Raw genomic sequence first — 12,884 nt, forward strand, 5'->3', positions numbered from 1 at the left:
CCTCAGGTGCCGTCCTCTTCTTCCTCGGTCCCGTCCGGCTTCTTCCCACTGAGGATCTGATCGATCTCCGCGTGAGCCGCCCGCGCCTGCTCCGCACCGAGCCGCTTCACCGCTTCCATCTGATCGATGATCCAGTGCGCCCGCTTCTTCAGCGCCTTGGAGCCCGAGGCCGGTGAGCGCTTGCGGGGCGCCGGGAGCATTGACGCGAGGATCGCCCCCTGTGCCGCCGTCAGCTGCGAGGCCGAGATGCCGAAGTGTTCCCGCGCTCCCGCCTCGATTCCGTAGACCCCGTTCCCCCACTCCACCACGTTCAGGTACAGCGTGAGGATGCGGTTCTTCGGCAGCGACGTCTCCAGCCGGTGCGCCAGGATGAGCTCCTTGCCCTTGCGCAGCAGGCTCCGGTCCGTCGACAGCCAGAGGTTCTTCGCCAGCTGCTGGGTGATCGTCGAGGCGCCTCGCCCCAGCTTCCCCTTGCGCATGGCGTCTTCCAGCGCGTTCTCCAGCTCCTTCGTGTCCACGCCCTCGTGCAGGTAGAAGCTCGCGTCCTCCGAGAGCAACACCGCGTCGATGGCGTACTTCGACACGTTCGACAGCCCCACCCAGGACTGCGTCCGCCGCGCCTTGCGGCCGGCCTCCCTCGCCTCCTCCGCGCGCTGCTCCATGAGCGCCGTCGTCTTCGGGTTCTGCTTCAGCAGCGGGACCGCGTCTGGCAGGCGTGCGTACTCGTAGGACACGAACACCACGAGCCCCAGGAAGCCCACCATCAGCAGCGTGCGCAGCAGCCCGCCGCCTCCGCCCTTGCTCCCCTTCCCGAGCTGCTTCGCCTTGCCCGTGGTGGCCAGCTTCGTCTTGCCCGTCGCTGGCTTCACCTTGCTCGTACCGCTCTGACTCAATTTCATCGTACGGCTGGCCATGTGGGCGATCCATCTACATCGAAGATCCCCTGGAGGAAACTTCGTTTCCAGCGGTGCTACTCCCCGTGCGATCACGGCGGGGCTCGCCTCCTCGCCACTCTCCTACCCGATGGAATCCCCACGCCCGATTCCTTCCCTGAAGGAGGGGTTCATGTCCATTCGACTGATGTCCTGGGGTGTCCTCGCCGCGGGTGCCGTCCTCCTCGGTTCGGCCTGCACTCGCACCGCTGATGCCCAGGAGTCGTCCACCGAGTTGCAGGAGAAGACCGGCACCTTCTGCGGGGGCTTCGCCGCCATCCCTTGTGCCGAGGGCTACGTCTGTGTCGACGACCCCTCGGATGATTGCGATCCCAACCAGGGTGGCGCCGACTGCGGCGGCATCTGCCAGAAGGCTCCGAAGAAGCAATGCGAGGATCCGAACCGGACTTACGTCTCGAGGGATCCTGAGCAGTGCGCGGCCATCCGGTTCTTCTGCGAGCCCGGTCTGGCCCCGTTCTTCGATGACTGCGGCTGCGGCTGCGAGCCCGCTCCGTAGTCCCGCGGGTTGGGGGTCAGGGGGAAGACCCTCACCCTGACCCTCTCCCAGAGGGAGAGGGGATTGCTACGGGATGACCTCCACCGCGCTGCCCGAGAGCCGCACCTTCACGTCGACCGAGTCCGGCCGCACGTCCTGCTCGTCGACGATGCCGCTCTTGTTCACCCCCACGCGCAGCGTGTACGTGCCATCCGGAACGTCCGTGATGTCCAGCCACTGGCACGGATAGTCCGCGGAGTACACGTCCGCCCAGCCCGGCGAGATGCCCTGCGACTCATCCTCGGGAACGACCTGTGGCCCCGCGTCCCCGCAGGAGGGCGTCAGGTCCACCAGGAAGAAGCCCTGCTTGCGGCCCACCGCCACCACCTCGCTCCTCACGTCGAGCAGCTCGTAGCTGGCGAACCCGCTGAGGTGATGGTGCTGGTGGCACGAGTCGAACTCGTAGAGGTCCGGCCGCGCCTCGGGGGACGGGATGTGCACCGCGCCGGAGCCCAGGTTCTGGATGGAGACGCCGAAGCGCAGCAGGCGCCGATCCCCCGGAGCCCCCACGCACCGCTCCGTCACCTCGCACGCCTGCTCCGAGAAGCTCCGCGGTTCCACGTACAGCGTGCGCGAGAGCACGTCCGCGTCCACCGTCACGTCCGGCTTGCCTCCGCTCGACAGCCCGCAGGACCTGGGCTCCTTCAGGTACGGCGCGGGAGAGCCGGACGGCACCTTGCCTCCGCCGAAGGCCACCACCCTCCCCGGCCGCGTCGCCAGCGTCGGTGTCAGCTGATCCTGCGGTGGAGCCAGCCCCGCGAGGAGGTCCGCATGTCCGTCTCCGTTGAGATCCCCGGCCCCCACCGCCGCGTAGCGCACGTACCCGGGGAAGCCCGGCCCCAACGTGTCGCTCCTCGGCCAGGCCCACGCCGGGCGCAGCTCGGCGGAGAGCGCCTTCTGGGGGAAGAACGCGTACAGGCGCCCCATCGCCCCCAGCAGGAACTCCGTCCGCTGGCCATCCCCGTCCAGGTCTCCCACGAACACGGCGGGACCCCCGAAGCCCGGAAACACCGCGTCCCCGAGGAGGTTCCAGATCGGCGTCGGCGAGACACCGCCCTCCGGCTGGAACAGGTGAACCTGCACGCGGCCCGCCCTGCTGAGGAGGACCTCGGGGCGTCCGTCTCCATCCTGATCCGGGAAGAACGCCATCACGTCCTCGGGGGCATTCCAGACGCGTGAGGCCGACACGCCTCCCTCGCAGATTCCCGGCGCCTCCGTCCCGCAGCCAAGGAAGAGCTCCGAGCCCTCCGCGGTCACGCGCAGCAGTTCCCCCCGCCCATCGCCGTTGAGATCACCCGCCGGGATGACCCGCGTGGCGATGTCCTGGAAGACGCGCACCTGGGTGAATGGCTCCTGACCACCGGGAGTGGCGCGAAGGATGTACGTCGTCCTCCCCGCGCCCTGAGTCACGACGAGGTCATCGAGCCCATCGCCATCCAGGTCGGAGAGGAAGCCGGACGCGTGGGCTCCGAGGAACGGCACGCGGAACAGGGGCTCCTGGAGCACCGCCCGAAGCTCCGCGCCCCCCGCGAAGACGAGTGTCCCCGCCGACTGTGACCGGACGAGGATGTCGGCGAAGCGATCTCCATTCACGTCGCCGATGGACACCACGCCGTTGCGCCCGTTCACGAACGGGTTGGGGTTGTGCCAGTCCAGCTCGGCGATGACGGGCTCGGAGGAGAAGGACGCTCCGTTGCCAGCGTAGAGGACCAGATGGCCCTTGCCCGTCATCCCCGTGCACGGGGGCGCCGCGACCACCAGGTCCTGCGTCCCATCCCCGTTCACGTCCCCGAGCGCGATGGAGTAGCCAAAGCAGGACTGCCGGAGCGGCTCGGGCACCTCGATCGTCCAGAGCGGCGTCTCGGACAGGACGGGCGGCTCGCCCTGGGAAGGGCCCGGCTCCGGGTCCTCCGGAGGTTCCGGCTCCTGGGAGTGACAGCCCCCCCACATCGCCACCAGCGCGAGCGAGATGAGCACACGGCGCATCCTCATGATCGACCCCTTCCCGGAGCACGGACTCGTGATGGAACCGACGCTACGCCCGCATGCTCCTACGACCCGTGGAAGCGACGGCACGAGGCGCCCGTGGGGACGCCACATATCGGACACGAGGCACGTGCGTGCTATGCACCTGACATGGCACAGGGGCCCGAAACCTTCTCCGAGCTCGCGCAGTACACCCTCGATCGCCACTCCATCCGGCGGTTGCCGGAGCCGTTCTGCCGCCGCCACACGGTGGTGGTGCTGGGCAGGATCGACGCGAAGACGCCCGACGCGCCCGTCACCATCGGCATGCTGGAGCCCGACAACAAGACGCTGCGGCTGCGGCTCGCCGACATCCTGCAGCGGCCCATCCAGCCGGTGAAGCTCAACCGCTACGAGATCGACAAGGCCCTGGAGACCGGCTTCGGCACTGGCTCCCAGGCGAAGGCGGACCTCGTCATCCGTCAGCGTCCCCCCTCTCCGCACCCGCTCACGCCCGTCGAGCTCGTGGACGACATCCTCGCGGGTGCCCTCGAGCGCAAGGCGTCGGACATCCACATCGAGAGCTACCTGGATGACGTGGACCTGCGCTATCGCAGCGACGGCATCCTGCACCAGGCCTACACGGACATGCATCCCCAGTCCGTGCAGGAGGTGGTCAGCCGCATCAAGGTGCTCGCGGGGATGGACATCACCGAGCGCCGCCGGCCCCAGGACGGCCGCATCCGCGCCGTCATCGCCCGGGGCGAGGAGGAGAAGGTCCTCGACTTCCGGGTGAGCGTGGTGCCCAGCCCCGGTGGCGAGGACGTGGTCATCCGCGTGCTCGATTCGAGCGTGGGGCTCGTGCCCGTCAACAAGCTGGGCATGAACCCGGCCATGGAGACGCTCTTCCTCCAACTGCTCTCCAACCCCGAGGGCCTCATCCTCGTCACCGGCCCCACCGGCAGCGGCAAGACGACCACCCTCTACGGGGCGCTCGCGCAGCTCAACGATGGGCGCAAGAAGATCATCACCGCCGAGGACCCCATCGAGTACTACGTCCCCAAGGTGAACCAGAAGCAGGTCAGCCCGCAGATGAACCACGCGGCGCTGCTGCGCGCCCTGCTGCGGCAGGATCCCAACGTGATGCTCGTGGGGGAGATCCGCGATCTGGAGACGGGCAGCATGGCGCTCAACGCCGCGGCCACCGGCCACGTCATCCTCGGCACGCTGCACACCGCCGACGCCGTGGGCGCCGTGGGACGGCTGCGCGGCCTGGAGCTGGACGACTCGGACATCGCGGACTCGCTGCTCGCGGTGCTGGCCCAGCGGCTCGTGCGACGCATCTGTCCCCACTGCGTGGCGCCCGCCGAGCCCACCCGGAAGCAGAAGGAGGTGCTGGGCTCGCTGCTGGACGGCCTCCAGCCCCAGACCGGTCTCGGCTGCGAGGAGTGCCGCCACACCGGCTACCGGGGGCGCACCGGCATCTACGAGCTGCTGGTGGTGGACGCGCCGATGCAGGATCTGATCGCCAGCGGGGCCCACGGCGCCCAGCTCCGCCGCCACGCGCGCGCGCACGGCTTCCGCACCCTGGTCGAGGACGCGCTGGACAAGATCGCCGCCGGACAGACCACGCTCGCCGAGCTGGTGCGCGTGGTGCCCTACCGGCAGATCCTCACCGTGCGCGAGGAGCGCCAGCAGGGTCGAGGCCACCAAGGCTGAGCGCCGCTCGCCCCGGGCCGCTCACCGCCGCAGGAGCACCAGCGCGGCCATCCCCAGCGCGAGGAGCACCAGCAGAACCCCGAGCGCCCGCGAGGGAAAGGCGGAGACCTTCACGGAGGCGCGCACCGGCGCATGGGGAAGGGGCTCGGGCGGCTCGTACGGCTCCTTCCGGATGCTCAACCGAAGCTGGACCGACGCGGACAGGTTGCGCCCGAGCTCCTCGGGCCGCACCGGCTCCCCGTTGATGATGAGACGCGGGCGCTCCGGGGAAGCCGGCCCGGGAGTCTCGGAGGGCGGTAAGGGGGGAGCCGTCATCTGCCCACCACTCTAGCCCGCGGGGCGGCACAAGCCAGTTCGCCTGGCACCCTGGCGAGGGAGGAGCCTTCCCCGCGTCCTTCCCCGTCCCCGACCCCTCTACCTGGGAATAACATCACAATCCCGGCGCGCTCTCCTGCCAGGCGTTAATCTCGGGGCATGTGGCGGATCCTCAACCCCAACAAGCTGAAGATGCCTTCCGCGGAGGAGGCCCTGCCGGGCCGCTCCACCCGGATGGCGGTCCCCAAGAAGCACTTCGTCAATGGCGCGCCATTGGAGCCCCCCTTCCCCGAGGGCCTGGAGCAGGCCGTCTTCGGGCTGGGCTGTTTCTGGGGCGCCGAGCGCAAGTTCTGGCAGACGCCCGGCGTGTACTCCACCTCGGTGGGCTATGCCGGAGGCCACACGCCCAACCCCACCTATGAAGAGGTGTGCTCCGGCCGCACCGGCCACACCGAGGTGGTGCTCGTGGTGTACGACCCGAAGAAGGTCTCCTTCGAGACGCTCCTCAAGGTCTTCTGGGAGAGCCACGATCCGACGCAGGGCATGCGCCAGGGCAACGACGTGGGCACCCAGTACCGTTCGGCCCTCTACTGGTACACCGATGCGCAGAGGAAGGCCGTCGAGGCCTCGCGTGACGCCTACCAGAAGGTGCTGACGACGGCGGGCCACGACACCATCACCACGGAGGTGCGCCAGGCGCCCGAGTACTACTACGCCGAGGACTACCACCAGCAGTACCTGGCGAAGAACCCGAACGGGTACTGCGGTCTGGGCGGCACGGGGGTGAGCTGCCCCGTGGGTGTGGCCGCCGCGCCCTGACGGCGGCCCCCGAGGCCGTGCGCCCTACTCCGAGCGCATGGCCTCCACCGGATCCAACCTCGCGGCACGCGCCGCGGGGTAGATGCCGAACACCAGGCCCACGCCCGAGCTCATCACCAGCGAGAGCATCACCGCCCAGCCGGGCACCACGGTGTTGAAGCCCAGCACCCAGCGCGAGAGGAAGGCCAGGCCGAAGCCCAACCCCACGCCGATGGCGCCGCCCAGCAGCGACAGCATCACCGCCTCGGTGGCGAACTGCCCCAGGATGCGCCACTTGCGCGCGCCCAGCGCCTTGCGGATGCCGATCTCCTTCGTCCGCTCCGTCACCGACACCAGCATGATGTTGAGGATGCCGATGCCGCCCACCACGAGCGACAGCAGGCATACCCCGAAGCTGGCGATCGTGATCACCTGCGACAGGTTGTTGAAGGTCTCGGTCATCGACTCGTTGGTTCGCACCTCGAAGTCGTTGGGCTCCAGCGGCGCCACGTCGCGGCGGCGGCGCAGCAGGTTCGTCACCTCGTCCTGCGCCTTCTGGAGCAGATCGGGCTCTCGCGCCTGCACGGACAGGCCCACCGAGCGCACCTTGCCGTAGAGCTGCTCGTGGGCGCGCAGCGGCATGATGATGACATTGTCCATGCTCTGCAGGCCCAGGAAGCTGCCGCGCCGCTGCAGCACGCCCACCACTGTGAAGGGCCGGCCCTTGATGCGGATCTCCTGGCCGATCGGCTCCGTGGCCGGGAAGAGCGCGTCCACCACGTCCACGCCCACCACCGCCACCTGCCGCCCATCCACCGCGTCCACCTCGCCGAAGAAGCGTCCCCGGGCGATGGTGATGCCGCTGGTGTCGATGTAGCTGGGCGTGGCGCCCGTGATGCGCACCGACGGGCGCGTCTCCGTGGTGGCGGTGGAGACCTTCTGTCCACCCTCGGTATCCGCCGCGGACACCGTGCCCACCGAGGGGCACGACTCCTGGATGGCCCGGAGGTCCTCCAGCGTCAGGTCCTTGCGCTTGGAGTACTTCTGCCAGTTCACCCGGCCGAAGCCCGAGGGCCACTTGCTCACCTGGAAGGTGTTGGCGCCCAGCTGGGACAGATCGTTGTTCACCTTGAGGCGCAGGCCCTCGATGAGCGCCATCATGGTGATGACCGTCGTCACGCCGATGACGATGCCCAGCAGCGTCAGCAGCGAGCGCAGCGGGTTGCCCAGGAAGGTGCCCAGGGCCAGGCGCAGGTTGTCGGCCACCGCCAGCAGGTTGGCCTCGAAGCGTCGGAACATTGTGCTCACTCGTAGCGAAGCGCTTCCACGGGGTCCAGGTTGGCGGCCCGCGCCGCCGGCCAGATGCCGAACAGCAGCCCCACCAGCGCGGCGAAGCCCACTCCGCCGAAGACGGTCATCAGTTGCACGTCCGCCGCCAGCGGCGTGATGAGGGACACCACCTTGGCCGTCCCCAGTCCCACCAACGTCCCCAGGAGTCCACCCACCGCGGACACCGCGGAGGCCTCCATGAGGAACTGCAGCACGATGGTGCGCTTGCGCGCCCCGAGCGCGCGCCGGATGCCGATCTCCCGCGTCCGCTCTCGCACCGACACCAGCATGATGTTCATGATGCCGATGCCGCCCACCAGCAGGGTGATGAACCCCACGCCCATCGCCACGCCGTAGAGCGCCCCGGTGAGCTGCGCGTACGTCTGCGCTAGCATCTCCGGGCGGTTGATGGAGAAGTCGTCCGGGGTCCCCGGCGGCGTGCCTCGCACGCGGCGCAGGATGCCCACGAGCTGGTCCTCCGCCTTGCGGATGTCATCCGGGTTCTCGATGGACATGGCGATGCTGAAGCCCCGGCTCTTGCCGAACGTGGCGTAGAACGTCTTGAAGGGCACCAGCACCGTCAGATCCTGATCCTCGTCCAGCAGCTTCCCCTTGCGCCCCAGTACCCCCACCACCTGGAAGGGCCGGCCCTCGATGCGGATGGAGCGGCCAATGGGATCCAACCCCGGGAAGAGCCCCTCGGCCACCGTGGCGCCGATGACCGCCACCGGCCGGGTGACGGCATCGTCCGCTTCGGTGATGAAGCGCCCGGCCGTCGCCTCATGGCCGACGATGGCGAAGTACTCGTGCGTCACCCCCGTGATGTCCACCGCCGAGAGCTGCTCGCCACCAAAGCCCACGTCCGCGCTGCGGGACACCATGGGCGAGATGCCGGAGAGGTAGGTCGACTGCGCGCGGATCTGCTCCAGCTGCGGCAGGGTGAAGTGCTTGCGGTTGCGGTACATCCACCAGTCCCCCGTCATGACCCAGGGGAACCTGGAGACGTAGAGGGTGTTGGAGCCCAGGGAGGCCAGCTGCTTCTCGAAGGAGCTGTTGAGCCCCTGGATGATGCCGACGATGGCCAGCAGCGTGGCCACGCCGATGCCGATGCCCACCGTGGTGAGCACCGTGCGCATCCGGTTGGCTCCGAGCGAGAAGAACGCGATGCGCGCCCCCTCCAGCACATCCACTCGCGCCGTGCTCTTCATGCGCCCCCCGCGGCCTGGATCGGCGGCGCGTGCGTGTCACCGTGGGCCACCTCGCGCCCGATACCGTCCGCGACGATCTGCCCGTCACTGAGCCGGATGGCCCGCGGGCAGCGCGCCGCCAGCTTCGGCTCGTGCGTGACGAGCACCAGCGTGTTGCCCGCGCGGTGCAGCTCCTCGAACAGCCGGACGATCTCCTCTCCCGTGGCCGAGTCCAGGTTGCCCGTGGGCTCGTCCGCCAGGAGCATGGAGGGCTCGGCCACCAGCGCCCGGGCGATGGCCACGCGCTGGCGCTGACCACCCGACAGCTCGTTGGGCCGGTGGTGCATGCGGTGATCCAGGTGCACCTTGGCCAGTGCCGCCTTGGCCCGCTCGCGCCGCTCCTTGGCCCGGATGCCCCGGTACACCAGCGGCAGCTCCACGTTGGCCAGCGCCGTCTCGCGGGGCAGCAGCTGGAAGGTCTGGAAGATGAAGCCGATCTCCACGTTGCGCACGATGGCCAGCTCATCGTCCGTCATGCGCGACACGTCCTTGTTGTTGAGCATGTACCGGCCGCTGCTGGGTGTATCCAGACAGCCCAGCACGTTCATCAGCGTGCTCTTGCCCGAGCCGGACTGGCCGATGATGGCCACCCACTCGCCGCGCGAGATGCCGAAGGAGACGCCCCGCAGCGCGCGCACCTCCTCGCCACCCACGTGGAAGACACGGGTGACGTTCTGCACATCGATGAGCCAGGGGGTCCTGGCGCCGTTGGCCTCGCTCACGACTTCTTCCCACCCGGTCCGCCCTGCTGCGGCTCGCGGATCGCATCGCCGTGCTTGAGCTCCTTGGACAGCGTGCGGTACGGGCCCTCCACCACCTTGTCCTCCGGCTGGATGCCCTCGAGGATCTCCAGGTCCGTGTCGGAGGCGATGCCCGTGCGCACCCGGCGCACCTGCACCTTGTTGTCCGCGTCCACCACGAAGACGACCTTGGCCAGCGTCTCCGCGCGGCGGGCCACCGACAGGCCCCCGCCCTCCACCGCCGGCTTGTAGTCCGGCAGGCTCTTCTCCGGGCGCACCGTCACCGACTGGATGGGGACGAGCACCGTGTCGTCACGCGTCTCCGCGGAGATGCGCACCTCGGCGCTCATGCCCGGCAGCACCCGCGGCGGCCGCGAGTTGAGCGCCACCGTCACCGGGAAGGTCGTCACCTCCGCCTCCGTACCCGGGTTCTTGATGAGCGCCTTCTGGGCGATCTCCACCACCGAGCCCTGGTAGGACTCGCCCTCCAGCGCGTCCACGGAGATCTCCGCGGGCTGGCCGGGCTTGAGGTGCACCACCTCGTGCTCGCCCACCTCGAACTTCACCTCCATGATGTTGAGCGCGGCGATGGTCATCACCACGTCCTCGGAGAGGTCCGAGCCACGCACCCGCTCGCCCACCTCGCGCGACAGCTCGATGACGTTGCCGTCGATGGGGGACAGCATCGTCGTCTTGGAGAGGCTCGTCTGGGCCTCGTCATACACGGCGGAGGACTGGGCCAGGCGCTGATGGGCCGCCGACACGCGTGCCACGGCCGAGTCCCGGGCCGCCCTCGCCTGCTCCACCTCGGCCGCCGAGGCCAGGCCCTTCTTGCCCAGCTCCTCCACGCGGGCGAGCTCGGCCGTGGTGCGGTCCGCCTCCACCTGGGCCACCTGCATGTCCGAGCGCGCCGCGTTCTGGGCCGCCAGGGCCTGCTTCACCGTCGCCTCGTACCGCTTGCGATCGATGCGGCCGAGCACCTGGCCCTTCGTCACCCGATCTCCCTCCTTCACCAGCAGCTCCATGAGGTCACCGGAGAGGCTGGAGGAGATCTTCACCGTGGTGGTCGCCTGCACCTTGCCGGCGCCGGTGATGGTGCGGGTGATGGAGCCCTTGCGGGCCTTCGTCACCTGAGCCTCCACCATGGGAGGGGGCCGGTCCTTGAGCCCACCGGCGGTGATGGCCGCCCCACCAAGGAACAGTCCGCCTGCGATAGCCGCCTTCCACCACTTCATTTCGCTTCTCCCGGGGCCAGAGTGCCCATGGCCCGCATCAATCCGAAGCGGGCGATTTCGACGTTGATCCGATTCTCCAACAAGGTCAGCTCCGCCTGCGTGAGCTTGAGCTGCGCGTCGCGCACCTCCAGCGTCGAGCTGACGCCCGCGTTGAAGCGCTCCTCGGCCAGGGAGAGGGCGTCGGAGGCCGCCTTGCGGTTGGCCTCGGCCAGCTCCGTGGAGGTGATCTGCGCCTGCAGCGTCACGTGCGCCTGGCGCACCGAGCCCTCCAGCTCGCGCTCGTTCTGCTGCAGGTTCAGCTCGGCCACCCGGCTCTGGTACTCGGCCCGGCGAGCCTGCGCCTGCGTGGAGAAGCCATTGAAGATGTCCCACGACAGCCCGACGCCACCCGACACCGAGTTCTGCAGCTTCGGCTGGGTGAAGACGATGTCCGCGTTGGGGCCGCCACGAGAGTAGGTGCCCTGCAGGGTCAGCCGCGGCAGGTATCCGGCGCGGGCGATGCTCTCTTGCAGCTCCGCCGCGCGCAGCCGCTCCCGCAGCGCCATCAGCAGCGGCCGGCGGGTCCTCGCCGTCTCCAGCGCCTGGTCCAGGGCGGGCGCCGGAGCGGCGGGCTGGTTCAGCACCCCCGGATCCACCGCCTCCACGACCTCCGCGCCCGGCATGGCCAGCCACGCGGCCAGCCGCGTCTGGTCCGTGGCGAGCTGCGACTGCCGCGACACCACGGCGATGCGGTCATTGCCCAGGTTCACCTGCGCGGACAGCTCCTCGGCCTTGCCCACCCGGCCCGCCTGGAAGAGCGCCCGGGCGCGCTCGAGCTGCTGCTCGCTGCGCTCCACGTTCTTCTGCAGCACCAGGATGGTCGCCTGGGAGCGGAAGAGCGCGTAGAAGCGTTGGATGCCCTCCAGCTCGGAGGTGTCCTGCTGCTCGAAGGCCTCGCCCCGCTGCGCCTCCAACTGGGCGCCGCTCTGCGACAGCCGCGCCCAGACGGCCCGATCGTAGATGCTCTGCTGGAGGGTGACGGAGAGGCCGAAGCTGGGGATCAGCGACTCCGGCACGTCGATCACCTGCCGCTCGAAGCCGCCGTCGACGGCCACGATGTCGGTGTAGCGCTGGGGGCCGTTGTAGTCCAGGTTTGCCCCCGTCTGGAACCGCAGCTGGGGCAGCAGCGACGAGCGGGCGATGCGCACGTCCTGCTCGGCGGAGGAGACCTGCAACAGGGCGGTCAGCGCCTGGACGTTCTCCCGGCTCCGGGCCCGGGCATCCTCCAGGGTCACGGGGGTGGCGGCGAGCACCGCCGCGAGCACGAGCGCGCTCATCGTCCACCTCCCGGACCACCCCGGCCACCCGGCTCTCCGGCCATCATCGCCGGCAGACCAATGGAGAACACCCCCACGAACAACAGGTAGAGCGCCAGGCACAGCAGCAGCGCCCGGCCCTTGCGCATCCCCGTGGCCGAGGAGAAGCCCAGCCCCATCAGGCCGACGCTCCACAGGTTGAAGAAGTCCACCGCCCCCAGCACCTTCTTCATCTTGGGGGACAGCCCCTCCAACACCGCCAGGCTCGCGGGCACCAGCTCCGGCACCCGCTCCAGGGAGAGCGAGTGCTGCGCCAGCGCGCACACGGTGAAGATGAGGTGGTAGAGCGCGATGGGCATCATCGCCAGCGCCGCCACCGACATGAGGCCGCCGAAGGGCGCGGACCTGTCGAACAGCCACGCGAACACCCACAACGCCGCCGCCAGCAGCAACGTCAGCATTGGCATCACGAAGACGCCCTTGGCGATCCCCGCCACCAGCGCCTTGCGCGACGCGGTCTGGATCTCCTCGGAGACTTCCGTCTCCGTCAGCCGATCGAGCCGGCCGGACATCTGCAACTCCTGCACCACCGCGGGACCGGCATTCCAGCGGAGGGAAAAGGCGGTCCCGGAGGCGGACACACAGACGACGAGAAGGAGAAGAGGCCACAGCCAGCGGCGGGCCTCCACGGCGGCGCCTGTCGCATCGAGCGGATCCAGGAGCACGCGGGCGGGTTGGGCGATTGAGCTCATA

General features: G+C 69.3%; 12 protein-coding genes. 3 read left to right on the plus strand and 9 right to left on the minus strand.

Going from position 1 to position 12,884, the window contains the following annotated elements:
- Positions 1–2: 2 nt before the first annotated feature.
- Positions 3–914 (minus strand): monofunctional biosynthetic peptidoglycan transglycosylase, encoded by a 912-nt coding sequence (mtgA, locus tag JRI60_RS29925; protein WP_430384328.1) that lies wholly within the window; start codon positions 912–914, stop codon positions 3–5.
- A 151-nt stretch (positions 915–1,065) separates the two neighbouring features.
- On the opposite strand from mtgA, the gene JRI60_RS29930 reads away from it, so the two are divergent.
- On the plus strand, positions 1,066–1,449 hold the full coding sequence (locus tag JRI60_RS29930) for a hypothetical protein (protein ID WP_204219293.1): 384 nt from the start codon (positions 1,066–1,068) through the stop codon (positions 1,447–1,449).
- Positions 1,450–1,515: 66 nt separating this feature from the next.
- On the opposite strand, the gene JRI60_RS29935 is transcribed toward JRI60_RS29930, so the two are convergent.
- Positions 1,516–3,480: a lysyl oxidase family protein gene (locus JRI60_RS29935; RefSeq protein ID WP_204219294.1), complete on the minus strand. Its 1,965-nt coding sequence runs from the start codon at positions 3,478–3,480 to the stop codon at positions 1,516–1,518.
- 144 nt (positions 3,481–3,624) lie between these two features.
- Here JRI60_RS29935 and JRI60_RS29940 point away from each other — a divergent pair, with 144 nt between their 5' ends.
- Positions 3,625–5,172: a GspE/PulE family protein gene (locus JRI60_RS29940; RefSeq protein WP_204219295.1), complete on the plus strand. Its 1,548-nt coding sequence runs from the start codon at positions 3,625–3,627 to the stop codon at positions 5,170–5,172.
- Between the two features lie 21 nt (positions 5,173–5,193).
- Here the strand turns inward: JRI60_RS29940 and JRI60_RS29945 are convergent, their stop codons facing one another.
- Positions 5,194–5,487 carry a hypothetical protein gene (locus JRI60_RS29945; RefSeq protein WP_204219296.1) on the minus strand — a complete coding sequence of 98 codons (294 nt, stop codon included), beginning with the start codon at positions 5,485–5,487 and terminating at the stop codon, positions 5,194–5,196.
- 159 nt (positions 5,488–5,646) lie between these two features.
- On the opposite strand from JRI60_RS29945, the gene msrA reads away from it, so the two are divergent.
- Complete coding sequence (msrA, locus tag JRI60_RS29950) at positions 5,647–6,306, plus strand: peptide-methionine (S)-S-oxide reductase MsrA (protein ID WP_204219297.1); 660 nt, start codon at positions 5,647–5,649, stop codon at positions 6,304–6,306.
- A 24-nt stretch (positions 6,307–6,330) separates the two neighbouring features.
- On the opposite strand, the gene JRI60_RS29955 is transcribed toward msrA, so the two are convergent.
- From JRI60_RS29955 to JRI60_RS29980, 6 genes are read right to left on the minus strand one after another with little or no spacing between them, the layout of a single operon-like run.
- A complete protein-coding gene (locus JRI60_RS29955; protein ID WP_204229150.1) occupies positions 6,331–7,560 on the minus strand; it encodes an ABC transporter permease in 1,230 nt (409 codons plus the stop codon).
- Between the two features lie 29 nt (positions 7,561–7,589).
- The gene (locus JRI60_RS29960; RefSeq protein WP_204219298.1) at positions 7,590–8,822 is read right to left on the minus strand and encodes an ABC transporter permease; all 1,233 of its coding nucleotides are present in this window, start codon (positions 8,820–8,822) and stop codon (positions 7,590–7,592) included.
- Positions 8,819–9,583 (minus strand): ABC transporter ATP-binding protein, encoded by a 765-nt coding sequence (locus JRI60_RS29965; RefSeq protein ID WP_204219299.1) that lies wholly within the window; start codon positions 9,581–9,583, stop codon positions 8,819–8,821. The genes JRI60_RS29960 and JRI60_RS29965 overlap by 4 nt, the downstream gene beginning before the upstream one ends.
- Positions 9,580–10,836: an efflux RND transporter periplasmic adaptor subunit gene (locus JRI60_RS29970; RefSeq protein WP_204219300.1), complete on the minus strand. Its 1,257-nt coding sequence runs from the start codon at positions 10,834–10,836 to the stop codon at positions 9,580–9,582. The genes JRI60_RS29965 and JRI60_RS29970 overlap by 4 nt, the downstream gene beginning before the upstream one ends.
- Positions 10,833–12,152, minus strand: coding sequence for a TolC family protein (locus JRI60_RS29975; protein WP_204219301.1), 1,320 nt, complete (start codon positions 12,150–12,152; stop codon positions 10,833–10,835). Before JRI60_RS29975 ends, JRI60_RS29970 begins: the two co-directional genes overlap by 4 nt.
- Complete coding sequence (locus JRI60_RS29980; RefSeq protein WP_204219302.1) at positions 12,149–12,883, minus strand: YIP1 family protein; 735 nt, start codon at positions 12,881–12,883, stop codon at positions 12,149–12,151. Before JRI60_RS29980 ends, JRI60_RS29975 begins: the two co-directional genes overlap by 4 nt.
- Position 12,884: the final 1 nt, after the last annotated feature.

Source organism: Archangium violaceum, from assembly GCF_016887565.1.
Classification (GTDB): domain Bacteria; phylum Myxococcota; class Myxococcia; order Myxococcales; family Myxococcaceae; genus Archangium; species Archangium violaceum_B.

What these genes read in the sequence shown, in the direction of transcription:
- JRI60_RS29970 (WP_204219300.1), bottom strand. Translation starts at nt 10,836, where the DNA reads ATGAAGTGGTGGAAGGCGGCTATCGCAGGCGGACTGTTCCTTGGTGGG.
- JRI60_RS29980 (WP_204219302.1), bottom strand. Translation starts at nt 12,883, where the DNA reads ATGAGCTCAATCGCCCAACCCGCCCGCGTGCTCCTGGATCCGCTCGAT.
- msrA (WP_204219297.1), top strand. Translation starts at nt 5,647, where the DNA reads ATGTGGCGGATCCTCAACCCCAACAAGCTGAAGATGCCTTCCGCGGAG.
- JRI60_RS29975 (WP_204219301.1), bottom strand. Translation starts at nt 12,152, where the DNA reads ATGAGCGCGCTCGTGCTCGCGGCGGTGCTCGCCGCCACCCCCGTGACC.
- mtgA (WP_430384328.1), bottom strand. Translation starts at nt 914, where the DNA reads ATGGCCAGCCGTACGATGAAATTGAGTCAGAGCGGTACGAGCAAGGTG.
- JRI60_RS29935 (WP_204219294.1), bottom strand. Translation starts at nt 3,480, where the DNA reads ATGAGGATGCGCCGTGTGCTCATCTCGCTCGCGCTGGTGGCGATGTGG.
- JRI60_RS29960 (WP_204219298.1), bottom strand. Translation starts at nt 8,822, where the DNA reads ATGAAGAGCACGGCGCGAGTGGATGTGCTGGAGGGGGCGCGCATCGCG.
- JRI60_RS29930 (WP_204219293.1), top strand. Translation starts at nt 1,066, where the DNA reads ATGTCCATTCGACTGATGTCCTGGGGTGTCCTCGCCGCGGGTGCCGTC.
- JRI60_RS29945 (WP_204219296.1), bottom strand. Translation starts at nt 5,487, where the DNA reads ATGACGGCTCCCCCCTTACCGCCCTCCGAGACTCCCGGGCCGGCTTCC.
- JRI60_RS29940 (WP_204219295.1), top strand. Translation starts at nt 3,625, where the DNA reads ATGGCACAGGGGCCCGAAACCTTCTCCGAGCTCGCGCAGTACACCCTC.